Below are 18,922 nucleotides of genomic sequence, written 5' to 3'. Positions count from 1 at the left end.
TCCACATGGCTTCCACGACCACCCTGACCGCCGGGCCGGCCCCGGTCTTCTACGACAGCGGCGAGCACCACCCGCAGCAGGGCACCCTGCTGGGGTTCTGGCTCTACCTGATGAGCGACTGCCTCATCTTCGCGGTGCTGTTCGCCACCTACGCCGTGCTCGGGCGCAGCTACGCCGCCGGTCCGTCCGGGGCCGACCTGTTCGACCTGCCGCTGGTCGCGCTGAACACCGCGCTGCTGCTGTTCTCGTCGATCACCTACGGCTTCGGGATGATCGCCATGCAGCATGGCCGCAAGGCACAGCTGCTTGGCTGGCTGGCCATCACCGGCCTGCTGGGCCTCGGCTTCCTGGGCATCGAGGTCTACGAGTTCTCGCACCTGATCCACGAGGGCGCGGGGCCGCAGCGCAGCGCGTTCCTGTCCAGCTTCTTCACCCTGGTGGGCACGCACGGCCTGCACGTCACCTTCGGCTGCCTCTGGCTGGCCACGCTGATGGTGCAGGTGGTCCGGACCGGCCTGACGCGCGAGAACAAGCGGCGGCTGGTCTGCCTGTCGATGTTCTGGCACTTCCTGGACGTCATCTGGATCGGCGTCTTCACCTTCGTCTACCTGATGGGAGTGCTGCGATGAGCGCTGCACACGACGCGCACGACGCGCACGGGGCGCACGGCGCGCACGCGGCCGGGCACGACAGCCACGACGACATCGGCTACCACGCCACCGTCAGGGGGTACGTCACCGGCTTCCTGCTGTCGGTGGTGCTCACCGCGATTCCGTTCTGGCTGGTGATGGGCAAGGTGCTGCCGTCGGCCAATGCCACGGCCCTGGTCATCCTGGGGTTCGCCGCCGTGCAGATGGTGGTGCACATGGTGTACTTCCTGCACCTGAACGCCCGCGTCGAGGGCGGCTGGTCGCTGCTCGCACTGCTGTTCACCGTGGCCCTGGTGGTGATCATGCTGGCCGGCTCGATCTGGGTCATGTACCACATGAACGCCAACATGATGCCCACGGTGGATCCCAAGGCCATGCGGCACATGCCCTGAGCATGGAAGGGGAGGTGCCGCGTCCCCGGTCCACGGTCCTGGTGGCCGTGCTGGTGGTGCTCGCGGCGCTGGCCTGCGCCGGCTTCGTGGCGCTCGGGGTCTGGCAGCTGCAGCGGCTCGCCTGGAAGGAGTCGCTGGTCGCCAGGATCGAGCGCCAGCTGAAGGCCGATCCGGTGCCGTCCCCCGGTCCAGTGCAATGGTCAGCGCTGTCGCGGGAGGCCGACGAGTACCGGCGCCTGCGCCTGCAGGGCCGGTTCGCGCACGACCGGCAGGTGCTGGTGCGCGCCAGCACCGAGCTGGGCGCGGGCTACTGGGTGCTGACGCCGATGCAGCTGCGTGAGGGCGCGTGGGTGCTCGTCAACCGCGGCTTCGTGCCGCCGGAGCTGCGGGACCGGGTGCCGCGCGGCGAGGAGGTCCAGCTGCTCACCGGGCTGCTGCGCTTCAGCGAGCCGGGTGGCAGCCTGCTGCAGGCCAACGACCCGGCCCAGGGCCGGTGGTACTCGCGCGACGTGGCGGCCATCGCGGCGGCCCAGCGTCTGGCCGGGCCGGTCGCTCCCTACTTCGTCGACGCCGAGCGGACCGCGGCCACCACGGTCGACACCTGGCCGCGACCGGGCCTGACCGTGCTCCGGTTCAGCAACAACCACCTGGGCTACGCCGCGACGTGGTTCGCCCTGGCCGCGATAATGGCCGGCGCCCTCGGCTACCTCGTGGTGGACGAGCGGCGGCAACGCCGCCTGGCCGGAGCCCCACCCCTTGTCGACCGACAGCCCTGACCTCCAGCACCCGCCGCTCGGCGAGGTGGCCAAGCTGCCCGAGGCGGTCGCCGGGCGCAAGAACCTGCTGCAGCTGGTCGAGCTGCGCTGGATCGCGGTGGCGGGCCAGCTGGCCACCATCCTGGTGGTGCAGTTCCTGCTCGACGTGCCGCTGCCACTGCGCGAGATGCTCACGCTGCTGGCCGTGCTGGCATTGTTCAACCTGGCCAGCCGCCTGCGCACCCGGCTGCCGCTCCCGATCGACAACCTCGAGCTGTTCGGCGGCCTGCTGGTCGATGTCGCGGTCCTCACGGGCCAGCTCTACTACGCTGGGGGCATCAGCAATCCGTTCATCTTCCTGTACCTGCTGCAGGTGGCGGTCGCCTCGGTGCTGCTGCGGCCGGTCTTCATCTGGGCCGTGGTGGGCTGCACCAGCCTCGGGTTCATCGCGCTGACCCGGTGGAACCTGCCGCTCGCGCTGCCGGGGCTCGGCGGCCCGACGTTGTCGCCGCAGTACGTGGGCGGGCTGCTGGTGTGCTTCATGCTGAACGCCTTGCTGCTGGTGGTCTTCATCGGCCGCATCGGCCGCAACCTGCGCCAGCGCGACGCCAGCCTGGCGCGGCTGCGCCAGCGCGCGGTGGAAGAGGAGCACATCGTGCGCATGGGCCTGCTGGCATCCGGTGCTGCCCATGAGCTGGGCACGCCGCTGGCGACGCTGTCCGTGATCCTCGGCGACTGGGCACGGATGGCACCGTTCGCCGCCGAGCCCGATCTGCGCGAGGACCTGGAAGAAATGCAGCGGCAGATCGAGCGCTGCAAGGCCATCGTCGGCGGCATCCTGATGTCCTCAGGCAAGACCCGCGCCGAGGCGCCCGTGGAGACGCCGCTGCGGACGTTCCTGCAAAGCCTGGTCGAAGACTGGCGGCGCACCCGGCCCGGCGCCGTGCTGCTGTTCGAGCGGCTCGAGTTGCCCGACGTGGCGATCATCTCGGACGAGTCGCTCAAGCAGATGGTGGACAACGTGCTCGACAACGCGCACGAGGCAGCGCCGGACGCCCCTGTCCGGCTGCAGGCCGGCTGCGTCGAGGACGCGCTGGTGCTGACGGTGCAGGACCGCGGGCCGGGCTTCGACACGCAGACCCTGGACCGGATCGGAACGCCCTACCAGTCGAGCAAGGGCAAGCCCGGGCGTGGTCTGGGGCTGTTCCTGGCCTTCAACGTCGCGCGCACGCTCGGCGGCGGCATCACGGCACGCAATCGCCCCGAGGGTGGCGCGGAGGTGTCCATCACCTTGCCGCTGCCGGCGCTGACCCGCGACACCCGGACCCAGGATGGACGCTGAACGCCAGTTGCTGGTCGTCGAGGACGACGACGCCTTCGCCAGGACCTTGCAGCGCTCGTTCGAGCGGCGCGGCTACCAGGTGCTGCGGGCGCCGGGCCTGGAAGAAGTGCGTGCGCTGCTCGGGGCGCACGCGCCGGGCTATGCGGTGGTGGACCTGAAGCTGGCCGGCGGGGCCTCGGGCCTGGCCTGCGTGCAGCACCTGCACGAGCACGATCCGGACATGGTGATCGTGGTGCTCACCGGCTACGCGAGCATCGCCACGGCGGTCGAGGCGATCAAGCTGGGCGCCCGCCACTACCTGGCCAAGCCGGCGAACACCGACGACATCGAGGCCGCCTTCGCGCGGGCCGAGGGCGACGCCGAAGTCGGCCTGACCGAGCGGCAGACCTCGATCAAGACGCTGGAGTGGGAGCGCATCCACGAAGTGCTGGCCGAGACCGGTTTCAACATCTCGGAGACCGCCCGGCGCCTGGGCATGCACCGGCGCACGCTCGCGCGCAAGCTGGAAAAGCAGCGCGTGAAGTGAGCGGCACGCGACCCGGCCGCGCCGGCGTCAGTCGTTGACCATCACCAGCTTGCCCTTGACCCCGCGCGAGCCCATGTGGGTGTAGGCGGCCTTCAGCTCGGCCATGGGCATGGTGCGGTCGATGACCGGCTTGACCTTGCCCTGCGCGTACCACTGCGCCAGCTCGCCCATCATCGCGGCGTTCGCCTTGGGCTCGCGGCGGGCGAAGTCGCCCCAGAACACGCCCACGATGGACGCGCCCTTGAGCAGCGCCAGGTTCAGGGGCAGCGAGGGGATCGGGCCGGAGGCGAAGCCGACCACCAGGTAGCGGCCGCGCCAGGCGATCGAGCGGAACGCCGGTTCGGCGAAGTCGCCGCCGACCGGGTCGTAGATCACGTCCGGCCCCTTGCCGCCGGTGGCTTCCTTGATGGCATCGCGCAGGTTGCCCTGGCTGTAGTTGATGGTCGCGTCGGCGCCGATCGACTTGCACAGCGCGCACTTCTCGTCGGTCGAGGCGGCCGCGATCACCCGGGCGCCGACGGCCTTGGCGATCTGGATCGCCGCCGTCCCCACCCCGCCGGCGGCGCCCAGCACCAGCACGGTCTCGCCGGCCTTCAGCTGCGCGCGGTCGACCAGTGCATGGTGCGAGGTGGCGTAGATCATGATGAACGCCGCCGCGTCGACCGGCGGGAAGCCCGGCGGCAGCGGCATGCACAGCGCGGCCGGCGCCAGGGTGTGCGTGCCGAAGCCGCCGGTGCCCGAGAGGCAGGCCACGCTCTGGCCCACCTTGGGCTGCGTCACGCCTTCGCCGACCGCCTCGACGACGCCGGCGTACTCGGAGCCCGGCACGAAGGGCAGGGCGGGCTTGTGCTGGTACTTGTTCTGGACGATCAGCAGGTCCGGGAAGTTGAGGCTGGCGGCCTGGATGCGCACCAGCACCTCGCCGGCCTTGGGCTGCGGGGTGGGCAGCTCCTTCCATTGCAGCGCGTCGACGCCGACGGGGTTCTCGCAGAGCCAGGCATGCATGGGAATCTCCAACGCGGAAAGCGCAGGATGATAGGACCCGCTGCGTGCGCCGCAATGTCCCAGCGGTGACCGCAGCCCTACAATCCCGGCTGGTCACGCCTGCATGAAGATCCTGCTCTCCAACGACGACGGCTACCAGGCGCCCGGCCTGCTGGCCCTGCACGACGCCCTGAAGGACCTCGCCGAGGTGGAAGTGGTGGCGCCGGAGCACAACAACAGCGCGAAATCGAACGCGCTCACCCTGCATTCCCCGCTGTACGTGCACGACGCCGCCAACGGCGTGCGGTACGTCAACGGCACGCCCGCCGACTGCGTGCACATCGCGCTGACCGGCGTGCTGGGCTACCGGCCCGACCTGGTGGTCAGCGGCATCAACAACGGCGCCAACATGGGCGACGACACCATCTACTCGGGCACCGTGGGCGCCGCGATGGAGGGATTCCTGTTCGGCATCCCGGCCATCGCCTTCTCGCAGGTGGAGAAGGGCTGGGCCCACCTGGACGCTGCCGCCCGGCGCGCCCGCGAACTGGTGCGGCAGGTGCTGGCGCAAGGCCTGGACCCTGAGCGTCCGTTCCTCCTCAACGTCAACATCCCCAACCGACGGCTCGAGGAACTGGGGCCGTTCGAGGTGTGCCGCCTCGGACGCCGCCATGCAGCCGAGAAGGTGATCGCGCAGCCGAGCCCGCATGGCACCACCATGTACTGGATCGGCGGCGCTGGCCTGCCGAAGGACGGTGCCGACGGCACCGACTTCCACGCCACGGCGCAGGGGCGCGTGTCGATCACGCCGCTGCACGTGGACCTGACCGACCATCGCGGCATGCCCGACTGGGCCGCGCGCGTCGGCCGGTTCACGGAGGCGCAGTGAACCGGCGTCCGGGATTCCCTGCGCGGCTCGATCGTGGCACGCCCGCGCCGGGCAGCCGCGACCAGGCCCGTTCCGCCGGCCCGCGCACGCCCGCTCCCGCGCCCATCGCCCCCGTGCAGGGGCTGGGCCTGGATTCGCACGCGGTGCGCGCGCGCATGGTGTCGCGCATCGCCGCGCAGGGCGTGCAGGACCCGAGGGTGCTGGCCGCGCTCGGCGCGGTGGAGCGCCACCGCTTCGTCGACAGCGCCCTGGTGAACCAGGCCTACGAAGACACCAGCCTGCCGATCGGGCTGGGACAGACGATCTCCAAGCCGAGCGTCGTCGCCCGCATGGTCGAGTTGCTGCTGGGCGGATCTGCGGGGAAGCTGGGGCGCATCCTGGAGATCGGCACCGGCTGCGGCTACCAGGCGACCGTGCTGGCGCAAGTGGCCACGGAGGTCTACAGCATCGAGCGCCTGCGCGGCCTGCACGACAAGGCCCGGGACAATCTGCGCCCGCTGCGGCTGCCGAACGTGCACCTGCTGTTCGGCGACGGCATGCAGGGTTTCGCCAAGGGCGCGCCCTACGCGGGCATCATCGCCGCAGCGGGAGGCGATGCCGTGCCGCAGGCGTGGCTGGATCAGCTGGCGGTGGGGGGGCGCCTGGTGGCCCCGACGGTGATGCCGGATGGACGGCAGGCGCTGGTGCTCCTCGAAAAGACGGCGCGCGAGGTGCGGCAGAGCATTCTTGAGACTGTGCACTTTGTCCCCCTAAAATCCGGCATCGCTTGAAGGAACGACACAAGATGACAGGCATGTCCGGGCGCGGCTGCAGGGGAGCCGCGCTGTTGCTGGTGGCGCTGGTGCTGGCCGGCTGCGCGTCGAAGACGCGCGCCCCGGCGCCAGTCGAGGACCGCAGCAACAACTCGCGGGCGCCTGTCGCCGCGGTGGCCAGCGCCACCGAACCGATGCGCCCGCTGCCGGGTGCCGAGAACGCGGGCAAGCCCGGCCACTACACGGTGCGCCCGGGCGACACCATCATCCGCATCGCGATGGAGCATGGCCAGTCCTGGCGTGACGTGGCCCGCTGGAACGGCCTGGACAACCCCAACGTGATCGAGGTCGGCCAGGTGCTGCGGGTCGTGCCGCCGGCCGAAACCGTGGTGGCCCGGCCGATCGCCTCGCCGGCGATCGCCGCGTCGGCCGTGCCGGCGCCGGCGGCCAGCGCGGCCGCCAGTGCACCGCTGGCTCCGGCATCGGCTGCCTCCGCGCCCGTGGTCGCCGCCAGCGCGCCGCGCGGCGCCGTCGCGTCCGCGCCGCTCCCGCCGGCCAGCCAGCCGGTGACCAGCGCCCCTGCCGCGCCGGCGTCCCCGGACGACGACATCCCGTGGGCCTGGCCGACCGCCGGCCAGCCCGGCGTGCTGGCCCCGTTCGACGAGGTGCGCAACAAGGGGCTGGACATCGGCGGCAAGCTGGGCGATCCGGTGCTCGCCGCCGCCGACGGACGCGTGGTCTATGCCGGCGCGGGCCTGCGCGGCTACGGCAACCTGATCATCCTCAAGCACAACAACACCTATCTCACGGCCTACGCGCACAACCACAGCCTGCTGGTCAAGGAGGACCAGGTCGTGCGCAGGGGCCAGAAGATCGCCGAGATGGGCTCCAGCGACGCCGACCGCGTCAAGCTGCATTTCGAGATCCGCCGGCAGGGCAAGCCGGTCGATCCCGCCCGTTTCCTGCCCCCGAGGTAAGCATGGCCCGCAAGCGCAACGGACACGGCAGATCGCCAGATCCGGGCGCGGTGGGAGAAGGCGCGCCGCCGGAGTCGTCCGGGGCGCCATCAGCGCCGGAGCCGTCGGCCCGCGACCTGGGGGCCGACCTGGCGGGCGAATCGAGCGACACCCTCACGCTGTACCTGCGGGAGATCCGGCGCACGGAGCTGTTCACGCCGCAGGAGGAGTTCGAGACCGCCACGCGCGCCAGGGCCGGTGACTTCGAGGCGCGCCAGTCGATGATCGAGCACAACCTGCGGCTGGTGGTCAGCATCGCCAAGGGCTATCTCGGACGCGGCGTGCCGCTGTCCGACCTGATCGAGGAAGGCAACCTCGGCCTGATGCATGCGATCGACAAGTTCGAGCCCGAGCGCGGCTTCCGGTTTTCCACCTACGCCACCTGGTGGATCCGCCAGTCGGTCGAGCGGGCGGTGATGAACCAGGGCCGCGTGATCCGCCTTCCGGTGCACGTGGTGCGCGAACTGCAGCAGGTGCTGCGGGCCCGTCGCACCCTCGAGAACGATCCTGCGTTCCAGGCGTCGCGCTCGGGGATGGGTGCCGAGGGCGTGCGGGTCGAGGACGTCGCCGCGCTGCTCGGGCGCAACGTCCAGGAGGTCTCGGACCTGCTGGCGTTCGCGGAAACGCCCCGCTCGCTCGACGCGGCGATCGACCGCTCCGAGGACGAGTACACGCTGGGCGACTCGCTGGCCGACGACCAGGCCGCCGACCCGACCGGCATCACGCAGAACCACGAGGTCGAGCGGCTGCTGGCCACCTGGGTCGACACCCTGTCCAACCGGGAGAAGGAAGTGCTGGAAGGCCGCTTCGGCCTGCACGACCGGGAGCCCGAGACGCTGGAGGTGCTCAGCGACCGTCTCGGCCTCACGCGCGAGCGCGTGCGGCAGATCCAGAACGAGGCGCTGCTGAAGCTGCGGCGCCACATGGTGCGCAACGGCATCAACAAGGAAGCGCTGTTCTGATCGGCTAGAGTCGGGCGATGACCTGGCCTGTTCTCGTCTTCGACATCGAGTCCATTCCCGACGTGGCGGGGCTGCGGCTGCTGCGCGGGGCGCCGGCCGAACAGACCGACGCGCAGGTCTGGGAAAGCTGGTGCCTGGAGCGCAAGGAGAAGGGGCAGGGCGATTTCGCGCCGCTGCACCTGCAGCGCGTGCTGGTCATCAGCTGCGTCTTCCGCAGCGGCGAGGGCTTGCGCATCCACTCGTTCGTCGATCGCGACGGCGCCAGCGAAGGCAAGGTGGTCCAGAGCTTTTTCAGCAGCATCGAGAAGCACGTGCCGCAGCTGGTGAGCTGGAACGGCGGCGGCTTCGACCTGCCGGTGCTGCATTACCGCGGCCTGCGGCACGGGGTGGTCGCCGACAAGTACTGGGACCTCGGCGACGATGACCGCGAGTTCAAGTGGAACAACTACATCAGCCGCTACCACATGCGCCACCTGGACCTGATGGACCTGCTGGCGATGTACCAGCCACGTGCCAGCGCGCCGCTGGACGCGATGGCCAAGCTGTGCGGCTTTCCCGGCAAGCTGGGCATGGACGGCAGCCAGGTCTACCCGGCCTATCTCGATGGCAAGCTGGAGGACATCCGTCGCTACTGCGAGACCGACGTGATGAACACCTACCTGCTGTACTGCCGCTACCAGAAGATGCGTGCCGGCCTGACGGAGGCCGAGTACACCCAGGAGATCGCCCTGGTGAAGGACACGCTGGCGGGCCTTGCCGGCATGGAGCCGCACTGGCGCGAGTACCTGGACGCCTGGGTCTGACGCGGCCCGGCGCGGCCTGACGCGCGTTCAGGCCGACGGCTGCAGGATCTCGTCGTAGCCGCGGCCGCAGAACTGCAGCAGGTCGATGCCATGGCCGAACGGATCGGCCAGGTTGGCCATGCGCCCCCAGCGCCGCTCCTGCACCGGCCGCTCCAGCGTGGCGCCCAGCGCCAGCAGCCGCTGCAGCACCGGCTCAAGTTCCTCGACGACGAAATCCAGGTGCACGGGCGTCCAGTGCCGGCCGTAGTCGCGCCGCTGCGGATGGCTCGCGCCGAGCGGCGCTGTCCCCGCGGCGTTGGCCAGCAGGTCGATCGCGCTGCCGCCGCCCAGCAGCTCCGCCCAGTCGTCGCCCAGTCGGCGGCCGAGCCGCAGGCCCAGACCCTCGGTGTAGAACGCGATGGCGCGCGGGAGGTCGGCGACGTCGATGCAGATGCGGATGTCCATGCAGGCTCCCGGTCGGAAGGGGGCAGTATGGCCTGAGACAATCGGGGCATGACAGACAGGACAGAAGGCGCGGCGGCGATCCCCGAGGGATGGCTGGCCGTCGACGCGCTCGACATCGAGGCGCAAGGCGTGGCCCGGCGGCCCGACGGCAAGGTGGTGTTCATCGACGGCGCGCTGCCGACCGAGCTGGTCAGCGCGAACGTGACCCGGCGCAAGAACAACTGGGAGCAGGCGGCCCTCACTGCCGTGCACCGCGAGTCGTCGCAGCGCGTGCGGCCGCGCTGCCCGCACTTCGGCCTGCACGAGGGGGCCTGCGGCGGCTGCAAGATGCAGCACCTGCATCCGGCGGCCCAGGTGGCCGTCAAGCAGCGGGTGCTGGAGGACAACCTCTGGCACCTGGGCAAGGTGCGCCCGGAGATGGTGCTGCGCCCGATCGAGGGGCCGGCCTGGAACTACCGCTGGCGCGCGCGCTTCTCGGTGCGGCACGTGCGCAAGAAGGGCGCGGTGCTGGTCGGCTTCCACGAGCGCAAGAGCCGGTACGTGGCCGACATCCGCGAATGCCATGTCGTGCCCAAGTCTGTGAGCGACCTGCTGCTGCCGCTGCGTGCGCTGATCGGTTCGATGGATGCCATCGAGACCTGTCCGCAGATCGAGCTGGCCTGTGGCGACGAGGTCATCGCGCTGGTGCTGCGCCACCTGGAGCCGCTCAGCCAGGGCGACCTGGCCCGCCTGCGGGCGTTCGCGCAGCAGCACGCCGGCGTGCAATGGTGGCTGCAGCCCAAGGGGCCGGACACGGTGCACCTGCTCGACGAGGGCGGTCCGCAGCTGGCCTATGCGCTGCCGGAGTTCGGACTGGAGATGCCGTTCCGTCCGACCGACTTCACCCAGGTCAATCCGCACATCAACCGGGTCCTGGTCGTGCGGGCGCTGCGCCTGCTGCAGGTGCAGCCGCAGGAGCGGGTGATCGACTGGTTCTGCGGACTGGGCAACTTCACGCTGCCGCTGGCCACGCAGGCGCGCGAGGTGCTGGGCATCGAAGGCAGCGAGGCGCTGGTCGCGCGCTCCCGCGAGAACCTCGAGCGCAACCGGCTGCGTCGCCCGCTGGCACCAACGCGCTTCGTGGCCCGCAACCTGTTCGAGATGACGCCGCACATGCTGGTGGCCGATGGCCAGGCCGACAAATGGCTGGTCGATCCGCCGCGCGAAGGCGCCTTTGCGCTGGCCAAGGCGCTGGCCGACGTGCACCAGGACCCGGCGCTGGCCGGTGGCTGGGCACCGCCGCGCCGCATCGTCTATGTCAGCTGCAATCCGGCCACGCTCGCGCGGGACGCCGGCCTGCTGGTCCACCAGGCGGGGTACCGCTGCACAGCGGCCGGCGTCGTCAACATGTTCCCGCACACGGCCCACGTCGAGAGCATCGCGGTCTTCGAGAAGGACGGCTGAGGAACGTCACGCGCGTCGGCGGCGATGGGCTCCCGGGCCCGAGACCGCACCGCCGGTCGCCGCGCAGGCGCGCCCGCACGGGAAAGAGAAAGGGGCCCCGCAGGGCCCCCTTTCAGCTGGTCGAGGCGCGTGCCGCTCAGTCGTTGCTGCCGCCGGCGATGCCCAGCAGGGCCAGCAGGCTCTGGAACACGTTGAAGATGTCCAGGTAGAGCGCAAGCGTCGCGCTGATGTAGTTGGTCTCGCCGCCGTCCACGATGCGCTTGAGGTCGTACAGCATGAAGGCGCTGAAGATGCCGATGGCCATCACGCTGATCACCATCATGCCGACCGTCGAGCCGACGAAGACGTTGATGATCGCGCCGATCATCAGCGCCAGGGCGCCCACGAACAGGAACTTGCCAAGGCCGGACAGGTCCCGCTTGATCACCGTGGACAGGCTGGCCATCACGAAGAACACGCCGGCCGTGCCGCCGAATGCCGTCATGATCAGGCTCGGCCCGTTGCGGAAGCCCAGCACCATGGCGATCAGGCGCGAGAGCATCAGGCCCATGAAGAACGTGAATGCGAGCAGCACCGGGACGCCGGCGGCAGAGTTCTTCGTCTTCTCGATCGCGAACATGAAGCCGAAGGCGCCGGCCAGGAAGACGATCAGGCCCAGGCCGCCGGACAGGCCGCGGGTGATGCCGGTCGCCACGCCCAGCCAGGCGCCCAGCACGGTGGGCACGAGACTCAGGGCCAGGAGCCAGTAGGTGTTGCGCAGGACCCGATTGCGCTCCTGCGTGGACGGCAGGGCGTAGCCATGATGGGCGGTGGTGACTTGATCGTTCATACCAAAGCTCCTTTCGGTGAACGGGATGTTAGAGGAAAAGATTCTAGTTTGGTTCCCAGGCAGCTCGGCCGAAGAGTTCGGCCGAGGTCAGCCGTTATGCTGGCGCCTTTTCCCGCCACTGCACCATGAAGACCAAACCTGTCCTGGACCTCGCCGACGTCAAGAAGATCGCCGCTGCCGCGGAAGCGGAAGCAGCGAAGAACGGCTGGGCCGTCACCATCGCCATCGTCGACGACGGCGGCCACCTGCTCTGGCTGCAGCGCCTGGACAACGCAGCGCCGATCTCGGCGCACATCGCACCCGCCAAGGCCAACACGGCCGCCGTGGGCCGGCGCGAGAGCCGGCTGTACGAGGAGATGATCAATGGCGGCCGGGTGTCCTTCCTGAGCGCGCCCGACCTGAAGGGCCTGCTCGAAGGGGGCGTGCCGATCGTCAAGGACGGCCAGTGCCTCGGTGCCGTCGGCGTGAGCGGCGTGAAATCGACCGAAGACGCCCAGATCGCCCGCGCGGGCATCGCCGCGATCGGCCTCTGAGCTACTTGGTGAGGATGAGCTTGCCCAGGCGGGTGGCTTGCAGCCGGTAGACCTCGCCGTTGTGGCGGATCTCGACGCAGCGGCCACCCTGCAGCAGGGTGGCGCTGTCCACCGGCGGTCGGCCAGGCTCCGACCTGGGCGCCGGCCGGCTCGCGGCAGGCTGCGGTTGGCGCTGGCTGGCGCCGTCGCTGGTCATGGGGTGCGCGGTTCGGTGATGAAGCCGATCTTGCGCAGGCCGGCCTGCTGCGCCTCGGCCATGGCCTGCGCCACCTTCTCGTAGCGCACCGACTTGTCGCCGCGGATGTGCAGCTCCGGCTGCGGGGTGCGGGCGGCTTCGACCTTCAGCAACGCGGGCAGCTCGGTGTCGGCGACCTGCCGCTCGTTCCAATAGTAGGTGCCCTGCGCATCGACCGAGAGCCGGACCGTCTCGGGTTTCGTGTCCTGCGGCTGGCTGCTCGCCCGCGGCAGGTCGATCTCGACCGAATGCTTCATCACCGGCACGGTGACGATGAAGATGATCAGCAGGACCAGCATGACGTCCACCAGGGGCGTCATGTTGATCTCGTTCATCACCTCGTCGGTGTCTTCCTGGGTGCCGAACGCCATGGCATCAGCCCTTCTTCATCGAGACGACGTTGGCGCCGCCGCTGGCCGACACGCGTGCGCCTGTGAGGAAGTAGGCATGCAGGTCGTGCGCGAAGCGGTTGAGCTTCATGATCACCCCCTTGTTGCCACGCACCAGCGCGTTGTAGCCCAGCACCGCCGGGATCGCCACGGCCAGGCCCAGGGCCGTCATGACCAGCGTCTCACCCACGGGGCCCGCCACCTTGTCGATGGTGGCCTGGCCGGCCGCGCTGATGGACAGCAGCGCGTGGTAGATGCCCCAGACGGTGCCGAACAGGCCCACGAACGGCGCCGTCGAGCCCACCGAGGCCAGCACCGCCAGGCCCGACTGCATGCGGGCGGTCGACTCGTCGATCGAATTGCGCAGGCTGCGGGTGAGCCACTCGCTGGCGCCCATCTGGTCGTGCAGCTGCGGCTGCGCGTGGTGGTGGGCGGTGGCCTCGCGTCCGTCGATGGCGAGGGCGCGGAAGGGATTGGACGGGTCGGTGCCCAGCTTGTTCACGCCCTCCGCGAAGTCGGCGCTGTGCCAGAAGCCTTCGGTCTGCCGCGCCTGCGCGGCGTGGCGACGCAGGTTCAGCGCCTTGATGATGATGACCATCCAGGAGGCGACCGACATCCCGAGCAGCAGGATGGCGACGCCGCGGGTGACGACGTCACCCTGGTTCCACAGGTTCAGGAGGCCGAGTTGGGATTCCATGGTCTTGTTCTCACTCAAGGACGAAATTGATCGGAACCCGGAACCACATGGTTTCGGGCACGCCGCCGCGGCGGCCGGGCACGTAGCGCCACTTCAGCACCGTGTTGACGGCCGCCTGGTCGAGCCGCTCGAAGCCGCTGGACTCCGCCACCTCGGCCTTCTGCGCGGTGCCGTCGGTCCCGATCAGCACCCGCACGATGACCTTGCCCTGCTCGCCGAGCCGCTTGCTCATGGGCGGATAGGCGGGCTTGGGGTTCTGCAGGTAGTCGGCGTCGGTGGAGGGCAGTTCGACCCGTGCCGGCGCCAGCGCCGGGGCGGGTGCCGGCGAAGGCGCCACGGGGGCGGCCACCGGTGGTGCCGGCGGCTGGGGTGTGCTGACCCCGACCGGAGCGGCCGGCACCGGCGTCGGATCCGGTGTCGCCACCGGCTGCGGCGCCGGTGTGGGCGCGGGGCGCTTTGGCGCCGCCTGCACCTTGCGCGGCGGCGGGGTGGGCTCGACCCGCACGGGGGGCGGCGGAGGCGCCGGCGGGGGCGGCGTCTCGACGGGCGGCGGTGCCGAGATGATCTCGGTCAGGATGGCGGCCGGCACGATCACTTCGGCAGTCCGCCGCAGGAGCCCGCTCTGCAGGGCCCAGAGGGCCGCCACGTGCAGCAGCAGCACTCCGCCGGCGATGGCGGTGTTGCGGTTCAGGAGGGCGGGGGACAAGAGCGGCAGTCGAGGATGGGAGGGCAGGCGCGAACGGGATGCGCCGACGTCGGGATCAGCTGCGCAGGACCCAGCCTGCGGCACCGAGCACGAACAGGAGGGTCAGCACGAGGAAGAGGAGCGAGCCCATTCGCTGGATCCTCCGGCGGTCTCGGTACGCAGCAGGGCGACCGGAGCGGTCTGGCTGCACTGCGAGACGATGTCGCGCGCGCAGCCTTCGCAGCGGCCGCACTGGGTGGCCACCCCGAGCTCGAACTGGATGTCGTCGAAGTTCATCCCGGCGCGCGCATGGCGGGAGATCTCTCGGTCGGACACGCGGCGGCAGACGCAGACGATCATGGTGGGAAGCGCAGGGCTCTGAACGGATGCGCGGAGTATAAATGAGAATCGCTCGCATTCGCAAGCCATTCCGCGAAACTTCAGGGGAACAGCAGACCGGACGAGGTGCCTGCCGGCGTTGCCGCGCCGCTGAGGGCCAGGGCTGCCTCGAACTCGTCGCGCAGCAGCCGCAGGACGTGGGCCACCCCTTGTGCGCCGGCGCTGGCCAGCCCGACGGCGAGGGGCCGCCCGATCAGCACCGCGCTCGCGCCGAGCGCCAGGGCTTTCAGCACGTCGGTGCCGCGGCGGATCCCGCCATCCACCAGCACTGGCACCCGGCCCTCGACCGCGCCCACCACCGCGGGCAGGGCGGCGGCCGTGGCGGGCAGGCCGTCCAGGGTGCGTCCGCCGTGGTTCGACACCACGAGCCCGTGAACCCCGCAGCCAATCGCCTGGCGGGCGTCCGCCGGATGCAGGATGCCCTTGAGGAAGACCGGCAGGCGGGTCTGGGACAGCAGCCATTCCACCTCCGCCCAGGTCGGCGCCCGGGCGAGCAACGCGGCCAGGCCCTCGGGCGCAGCGGCGGGCGCGGCCAGATTGGCCGCGGCCAGGCCCGGTGGCAGGCGGAAGCCGGCCTGCCGTTCGAGGTCCCGCACGCCGTTCACCGGGGCGTCGACCGTGACCACCAGCGCCTCGAAGCCGGCGGCCTCGGCGCGCCGCACCAGCTCGAGCGTGTGGCTGCGGTCGTGCTGGAAGTAGAGCTGGAACCAGAGCGGCCCGCGGTCCGCGTCTGCCACGACCGCAGCCGCAACCCGCTCCAGCGGCGTGTTGCTCAAGGTGCTGAGGATGAAGCCGGCCTGCTGCGCCGAAGCCGCGACGGCCGATGCCAGTTCGCCGTCGGGATGGAACAGCCGCTGGTGCGCGACCGGACCGAGCAGGATGGGGTGGGCGAGTTCGCGGCCGGCCAGCGTGGTGCGTGTGTGCGATCCGGCCAGCGGCCCCAGCACGCGCGGCCACAGCCGCAGCGCGTCCCAGCCCTCGCGGTTGGCACGGTGCGTGATGCCGTCGCCGGCCACGCTGTCGAGGTAGGCGATGGCGTTCGCGTCGAGCGCGGCCCGCGCGCGGCGGTCGTGGTCGGCCAGGCAGACGGGCGGGCTCGACGCTGCGCTGCTCACGTCTGCGCCCACATCCGCAGCAGGTTGTGGTACGTCCCCATGAGCGCGATCGTCGCCGGCGACTCGCCCTGTTCGCGCAGCATCATCAGCGCGTCGTCGAGTTCGAGCAGCAACTGGCGCTGTTCCGGGCTGCGCACCATGCTCTCGATCCAGAAGAAGGAGGCAAGCCGTTCGCCGCGCGTGACCGGCAGGACTTCGTGCACGCTGGTGCCGGGATACAGGACCGCATGGCCCGCCTCCAGCTTCACCGACCGGTTCCCGCCGGGCTCGCGGATCACGAGCTCACCGCCGTCGTAGCTCGCCGGATCGGAGAGGAACACGGTGCAGGACAGATCCGTGCGCACGCGCGTCACCGGGTCGGCGAAACGCACGGCGTTGTCCACGTGCGGACCGTAATGGTTGGTGGCGCCCGTGTACCGGTTGAAGCGCGGCGGGAAGATGCGCAAGGGCAGGGCTGCCGCCAAGAAGCGCGGCGCACGCTCCAGGGCGCGGGTGACCAGCTCCTGCAGGGCAAGCGAGGCTCCGGAGGCAGGATCGAGCTGCTCGTTGTGCTTGGCCTGCACGGCCTGCGCGCCGGCGCTGCCGCGCCCGTCCTGCCACTGGGCCCCGTCGAGCAGCGCGCGGGCGCGCGCCAGCTCGTCGGCGGTCAGCAGCGGGAAGGTGAGCAGCACGGCGCGCCGGTGGTCAGAACTTCGTGGTCAGCCCGACCTGCACCAGGCGGCCGGCGCCCGGCACGTAGTGACCGCGGTACAGCGCGTCGGCATACAGCTTGTCGGCCACGTTCATCACGTTGGCCTTCACGCTCACCTGCTCGCTGAAGCGGTACTCGGCCATCAGGTCGGCGGTGGCGAAGCCCGGCGCCTCCCAGGCGGGAGCCGTGACGTCGGCCGGTGCCTGCTTGCTGCGGAAGTTCACCCCGGCACCGACGCGCAGTTGCGGCGTGAGCTGGTAGGTGTTCCAGATCGTGCCGCTGTGGCGCGGGCTCAGGCCCGGACGGTCGCCTTCGCGGTTGCCGACGGTGCCCTGGGTGCAGTTCCCGGTGGTGGGGCAGGGCGCGGCGGCGTCCACTTTCGCGATCGGCATCCACATGTAGGAGCCGTAGACCTCCCACTTGGGCGTCAGGCGGCCGGTGAGATCGAGCTCGAAGCCGGCGGTGTGCCGCTTGCCCGAGAGCAGCAGCCGGGTCGACGCGGTGTCGATGTCCGTGTTGCGCTCGTTCAGCTTGGTCGAGTGGAAGATCGCCATGCGCGTGGTGAAGCGGCGGTCGGCCGTGTCGATCTTGGCGCCCAGCTCGATGTTGCGGCTCTCCTCGGGCGGCGTGTTCGCGCTCTGCGCGTTGAAGGAGTAGGTGTCCCCCGACGTGTTGAACGAGGTGCCGTACGAGAAGTGGAACGACTGCAGGTCGTTCGGCTGGAACAGCACGCCGACCCGCTTGCTCCACTCGGAGATCTTCTGCTGGTAGCGCGTGGTGGTCAGCGGACCGGGTGCGTTGTTCGGGATGTTGAACTGGTCGTAGCTGCCGTCCAGGTTGTCGTAGCGCAGGCCGCCGAGCAGCTTCCAGGCGGGCGCGATCTGCACCAGGTCCTGTGCGTAGACGCCATAGCCCTTGGCGACGAAGCCGCTGGCGTCACGCAGCACGCGCGTGGGCTCGGCGACGCTGGCGCCGTCGTCCGGACGGCCGGCCGTGGTGGGCGGCTTGAGCAGGTCGATGCCGCCCTGTGCGGCGCTGCGGCTGGCCTGCAGCGTCTTCTCCTCGCGGGCGATGTCCACGCCGGTCTGCAGCTCGTGCTGCAGGCCGAACGCCTTGAACTTCTTGGACAGGTCGCTCTGGGCATGCAGCGTGTCGACGTCCTGGATCTTCAGGTTGGTGCCGCGGGTGAACACCGTGCCGGGGCCGAAGGTGGCCAGGTCGACTGCGCGGCCGCCGGGCTGCTGGTTGTTGGCGGCGAAGCGGATGGCGCTGGCACGCAGATCGCGCTGGAAGCTGCCCTTGCGCAGCTGGCTGCGCAACTCGCTGCCGTCGTCGAACCGGTGGACATGGGCGACACCGACCATCTTGGCCAGGCCGGCGTTGTAGTCGCTCGCCATGCCGAAGTAGTCGGTCGGCTTGAGGCCGGTGATGATGGTGTTGGACGCCGACGTGTCGGATGCCCTCGGCCTGATCCACGGGATGCCGTAGTTGATCCCGTTGTCGTTGTTCAGGTAGTAGGCGTTGACCAGGAATTCGTCGCGCAGGCCGATGCCCCAGCGGAACGCGCCGGCCACCCCCTCCTTGTCGATGCTGCTCCCCGAGCCGTTGTTGTCGGCGCGTGTGCGCATCACGTTCAGCCGGACGGCGGCATCCTGGCCGACCTGGCGGTTGAAGTCGCCCGTCACGCGGCCATAGTCGTGGTTGCCGACGATGGTCGTGATCTCGTTCTCGTTGATCAGGCGCGGCACCTTGCTTACCTGGTTGACGGCACCGCCGGTCGAGCCTCGCCCGAACAGCATCGAGGCCGAACCACGCAGCAGCTCGATCCGGTCGTTGTTGAAGGTGTCGCGGTCGTAGAAGGCGGGATCGCGCATCCCGTCGAGGAAGATGTCGCCGGTGCCGGCCAGGGAGAAGCCGCGCAGGCGGATGTCCTCTTCGCCGCCCTCGGCCGCCATGAAGCTGATGCCGCCCGTGTTGCGCAGCACGTCCTTCATCGTCTCCAGGTTGCGGTCGTCGATCAGCTTCTCGGTCACGACGGTGATCGACTGCGGGATGTCACGCAGTTGCTGCGTGCCCTTGCCGATCGTCGTGGTGGTCGCGCGCACCGAGTCCTTGCCTTCGGGCGCCTCGGCCTTTTCCTTGACCACCACCTGCGGCAGGCTGCGGCCCGCCTGTTCGGTGGGCGGCGTGCCCTGCGCGAGGCTGCCGAACGAGGCTGCCAGCATCATGGCGCCGAGCGGCAGGAGGGCCGGGTTGGCGCCGCCGGTGCGCGCCTCCAGGGATGCGGCCGGAGCCGCCGGGGTAGTTTCTTTGTCGTGTTGTGCCAAGGGAAGCTCCAGCACACCGGGCGATGCCGACGGTGCTTGTCGAGGCTGGCTGGCGCGAGGCTGG

At 70.2% G+C, this 18,922-nt stretch carries 23 protein-coding genes; 12 read left to right on the top strand and 11 right to left on the bottom strand.

Annotated features, from left to right (window positions below; genetic code table 11):
* The first annotated feature begins 5 nt into the window (after window positions 1-5).
* Genes cyoC through VFE82_RS12985 form a run of 5 tightly spaced genes read left to right on the top strand, consistent with a single transcriptional unit; the run spans window position 6 to window position 3,665 of the window.
* Window positions 6-629, top strand: coding sequence for a cytochrome o ubiquinol oxidase subunit III (gene cyoC, locus VFE82_RS13005; RefSeq protein WP_325000745.1), 624 nt, complete (start codon window positions 6-8; stop codon window positions 627-629).
* Window positions 626-1,042 carry a cytochrome o ubiquinol oxidase subunit IV gene (gene cyoD / locus VFE82_RS13000; protein WP_325000744.1) on the top strand — a complete coding sequence of 139 codons (417 nt, stop codon included), beginning with the start codon at window positions 626-628 and terminating at the stop codon, window positions 1,040-1,042. Before cyoC ends, cyoD begins: the two co-directional genes overlap by 4 nt.
* 14 nt (window positions 1,043-1,056) lie before the next feature.
* Window positions 1,057-1,818: an SURF1 family protein gene (locus VFE82_RS12995; protein WP_325000743.1), complete on the top strand. Its 762-nt coding sequence runs from the start codon at window positions 1,057-1,059 to the stop codon at window positions 1,816-1,818.
* The gene (locus VFE82_RS12990) at window positions 1,799-3,139 is read left to right on the top strand and encodes an ATP-binding protein (protein WP_325000742.1); all 1,341 of its coding nucleotides are present in this window, start codon (window positions 1,799-1,801) and stop codon (window positions 3,137-3,139) included. The genes VFE82_RS12995 and VFE82_RS12990 overlap by 20 nt, the downstream gene beginning before the upstream one ends.
* Window positions 3,129-3,665 carry a response regulator transcription factor gene (locus VFE82_RS12985; protein WP_325000741.1) on the top strand — a complete coding sequence of 179 codons (537 nt, stop codon included), beginning with the start codon at window positions 3,129-3,131 and terminating at the stop codon, window positions 3,663-3,665. The genes VFE82_RS12990 and VFE82_RS12985 overlap by 11 nt, the downstream gene beginning before the upstream one ends.
* Before the next feature lie 27 nt (window positions 3,666-3,692).
* Here the strand turns inward: VFE82_RS12985 and VFE82_RS12980 are convergent, their stop codons facing one another.
* The gene (locus tag VFE82_RS12980) at window positions 3,693-4,670 is read right to left on the bottom strand and encodes an NADPH:quinone oxidoreductase family protein (protein ID WP_325000740.1); all 978 of its coding nucleotides are present in this window, start codon (window positions 4,668-4,670) and stop codon (window positions 3,693-3,695) included.
* 103 nt (window positions 4,671-4,773) lie between these two features.
* On the opposite strand from VFE82_RS12980, the gene surE reads away from it, so the two are divergent.
* The 5 genes from surE to VFE82_RS12955 are packed head-to-tail and all read left to right on the top strand — an operon-like array spanning window position 4,774 to window position 9,071.
* Complete coding sequence (gene surE, locus VFE82_RS12975; protein ID WP_325000739.1) at window positions 4,774-5,538, top strand: 5'/3'-nucleotidase SurE; 765 nt, start codon at window positions 4,774-4,776, stop codon at window positions 5,536-5,538.
* Window positions 5,535-6,308, top strand: a complete 774-nt coding sequence (locus VFE82_RS12970; protein WP_325000738.1) for a protein-L-isoaspartate(D-aspartate) O-methyltransferase — start codon at window positions 5,535-5,537, stop codon at window positions 6,306-6,308. The genes surE and VFE82_RS12970 overlap by 4 nt, the downstream gene beginning before the upstream one ends.
* Before the next feature lie 14 nt (window positions 6,309-6,322).
* On the top strand, window positions 6,323-7,267 hold the full coding sequence (locus VFE82_RS12965; RefSeq protein ID WP_325000737.1) for a peptidoglycan DD-metalloendopeptidase family protein: 945 nt from the start codon (window positions 6,323-6,325) through the stop codon (window positions 7,265-7,267).
* A gap of 2 nt (window positions 7,268-7,269) precedes the next feature.
* On the top strand, window positions 7,270-8,268 hold the full coding sequence (rpoS, locus tag VFE82_RS12960; RefSeq protein WP_325000736.1) for an RNA polymerase sigma factor RpoS: 999 nt from the start codon (window positions 7,270-7,272) through the stop codon (window positions 8,266-8,268).
* A gap of 17 nt (window positions 8,269-8,285) precedes the next feature.
* Complete coding sequence (locus VFE82_RS12955) at window positions 8,286-9,071, top strand: 3'-5' exonuclease (RefSeq protein ID WP_325000735.1); 786 nt, start codon at window positions 8,286-8,288, stop codon at window positions 9,069-9,071.
* 27 nt (window positions 9,072-9,098) lie between these two features.
* On the opposite strand, the gene VFE82_RS12950 is transcribed toward VFE82_RS12955, so the two are convergent.
* Window positions 9,099-9,515: a VOC family protein gene (locus tag VFE82_RS12950; RefSeq protein ID WP_325000734.1), complete on the bottom strand. Its 417-nt coding sequence runs from the start codon at window positions 9,513-9,515 to the stop codon at window positions 9,099-9,101.
* 48 nt (window positions 9,516-9,563) lie between these two features.
* Here VFE82_RS12950 and rlmD point away from each other — a divergent pair, with 48 nt between their 5' ends.
* Window positions 9,564-10,958 (top strand): 23S rRNA (uracil(1939)-C(5))-methyltransferase RlmD, encoded by a 1,395-nt coding sequence (gene rlmD, locus VFE82_RS12945; protein WP_325000733.1) that lies wholly within the window; start codon window positions 9,564-9,566, stop codon window positions 10,956-10,958.
* A gap of 136 nt (window positions 10,959-11,094) precedes the next feature.
* On the opposite strand, the gene VFE82_RS12940 is transcribed toward rlmD, so the two are convergent.
* A complete protein-coding gene (locus VFE82_RS12940; protein WP_325000732.1) occupies window positions 11,095-11,787 on the bottom strand; it encodes a Bax inhibitor-1/YccA family protein in 693 nt (230 codons plus the stop codon).
* Between the two features lie 125 nt (window positions 11,788-11,912).
* On the opposite strand from VFE82_RS12940, the gene VFE82_RS12935 reads away from it, so the two are divergent.
* Window positions 11,913-12,320, top strand: a complete 408-nt coding sequence (locus VFE82_RS12935; RefSeq protein ID WP_325000731.1) for a heme-binding protein — start codon at window positions 11,913-11,915, stop codon at window positions 12,318-12,320.
* A 1-nt stretch (window position 12,321) separates the two neighbouring features.
* Here the strand turns inward: VFE82_RS12935 and hemP are convergent, their stop codons facing one another.
* From hemP to VFE82_RS12895, 8 genes are all read right to left on the bottom strand, one after another.
* Complete coding sequence (hemP, locus tag VFE82_RS12930) at window positions 12,322-12,516, bottom strand: hemin uptake protein HemP (protein WP_325000730.1); 195 nt, start codon at window positions 12,514-12,516, stop codon at window positions 12,322-12,324.
* Window positions 12,513-12,926: a biopolymer transporter ExbD gene (locus VFE82_RS12925; protein ID WP_325000729.1), complete on the bottom strand. Its 414-nt coding sequence runs from the start codon at window positions 12,924-12,926 to the stop codon at window positions 12,513-12,515. The genes hemP and VFE82_RS12925 overlap by 4 nt, the downstream gene beginning before the upstream one ends.
* Window positions 12,927-12,930: 4 nt before the next feature.
* A complete protein-coding gene (locus VFE82_RS12920; protein WP_325000728.1) occupies window positions 12,931-13,641 on the bottom strand; it encodes a MotA/TolQ/ExbB proton channel family protein in 711 nt (236 codons plus the stop codon).
* A gap of 10 nt (window positions 13,642-13,651) precedes the next feature.
* Window positions 13,652-14,356 carry an energy transducer TonB gene (locus VFE82_RS12915; RefSeq protein WP_414708763.1) on the bottom strand — a complete coding sequence of 235 codons (705 nt, stop codon included), beginning with the start codon at window positions 14,354-14,356 and terminating at the stop codon, window positions 13,652-13,654.
* 93 nt (window positions 14,357-14,449) lie between these two features.
* Entirely contained in the window at window positions 14,450-14,686 is a 237-nt protein-coding gene (locus VFE82_RS12910; RefSeq protein WP_325000726.1) for a (2Fe-2S)-binding protein, read from the bottom strand.
* Between the two features lie 80 nt (window positions 14,687-14,766).
* Window positions 14,767-15,840: an alpha-hydroxy acid oxidase gene (locus tag VFE82_RS12905; RefSeq protein WP_325000725.1), complete on the bottom strand. Its 1,074-nt coding sequence runs from the start codon at window positions 15,838-15,840 to the stop codon at window positions 14,767-14,769.
* Window positions 15,837-16,511 (bottom strand): Fe2+-dependent dioxygenase, encoded by a 675-nt coding sequence (locus VFE82_RS12900; protein WP_325000724.1) that lies wholly within the window; start codon window positions 16,509-16,511, stop codon window positions 15,837-15,839. Before VFE82_RS12900 ends, VFE82_RS12905 begins: the two co-directional genes overlap by 4 nt.
* A 13-nt stretch (window positions 16,512-16,524) precedes the next feature.
* Window positions 16,525-18,858, bottom strand: coding sequence for a TonB-dependent siderophore receptor (locus tag VFE82_RS12895; protein ID WP_325000723.1), 2,334 nt, complete (start codon window positions 18,856-18,858; stop codon window positions 16,525-16,527).
* Window positions 18,859-18,922: the final 64 nt, after the last annotated feature.

This window comes from Ramlibacter sp. (assembly GCF_035655895.1).
GTDB lineage: Bacteria > Pseudomonadota > Gammaproteobacteria > Burkholderiales > Burkholderiaceae_C > Ramlibacter.
This window is presented reverse-complemented; position numbering and strand designations above follow the sequence as displayed.

Bases quoted from the DNA above. Each gene is read 5' to 3' on its own strand.
- cyoC (WP_325000745.1), top strand. From the start codon at position 6: ATGGCTTCCACGACCACCCTGACCGCCGGGCCGGCCCCGGTCTTCTAC.
- cyoD (WP_325000744.1), top strand. From the start codon at position 626: ATGAGCGCTGCACACGACGCGCACGACGCGCACGGGGCGCACGGCGCG.
- VFE82_RS12985 (WP_325000741.1), top strand. From the start codon at position 3,129: ATGGACGCTGAACGCCAGTTGCTGGTCGTCGAGGACGACGACGCCTTC.
- VFE82_RS12980 (WP_325000740.1), bottom strand. From the start codon at position 4,670: ATGCATGCCTGGCTCTGCGAGAACCCCGTCGGCGTCGACGCGCTGCAA.
- surE (WP_325000739.1), top strand. From the start codon at position 4,774: ATGAAGATCCTGCTCTCCAACGACGACGGCTACCAGGCGCCCGGCCTG.
- VFE82_RS12965 (WP_325000737.1), top strand. From the start codon at position 6,323: ATGACAGGCATGTCCGGGCGCGGCTGCAGGGGAGCCGCGCTGTTGCTG.
- rpoS (WP_325000736.1), top strand. From the start codon at position 7,270: ATGGCCCGCAAGCGCAACGGACACGGCAGATCGCCAGATCCGGGCGCG.
- VFE82_RS12955 (WP_325000735.1), top strand. From the start codon at position 8,286: ATGACCTGGCCTGTTCTCGTCTTCGACATCGAGTCCATTCCCGACGTG.
- VFE82_RS12950 (WP_325000734.1), bottom strand. From the start codon at position 9,515: ATGGACATCCGCATCTGCATCGACGTCGCCGACCTCCCGCGCGCCATC.
- rlmD (WP_325000733.1), top strand. From the start codon at position 9,564: ATGACAGACAGGACAGAAGGCGCGGCGGCGATCCCCGAGGGATGGCTG.
- VFE82_RS12940 (WP_325000732.1), bottom strand. From the start codon at position 11,787: ATGAACGATCAAGTCACCACCGCCCATCATGGCTACGCCCTGCCGTCC.
- VFE82_RS12935 (WP_325000731.1), top strand. From the start codon at position 11,913: ATGAAGACCAAACCTGTCCTGGACCTCGCCGACGTCAAGAAGATCGCC.
- hemP (WP_325000730.1), bottom strand. From the start codon at position 12,516: ATGACCAGCGACGGCGCCAGCCAGCGCCAACCGCAGCCTGCCGCGAGC.
- VFE82_RS12925 (WP_325000729.1), bottom strand. From the start codon at position 12,926: ATGGCGTTCGGCACCCAGGAAGACACCGACGAGGTGATGAACGAGATC.
- VFE82_RS12920 (WP_325000728.1), bottom strand. From the start codon at position 13,641: ATGGAATCCCAACTCGGCCTCCTGAACCTGTGGAACCAGGGTGACGTC.
- VFE82_RS12910 (WP_325000726.1), bottom strand. From the start codon at position 14,686: ATGATCGTCTGCGTCTGCCGCCGCGTGTCCGACCGAGAGATCTCCCGC.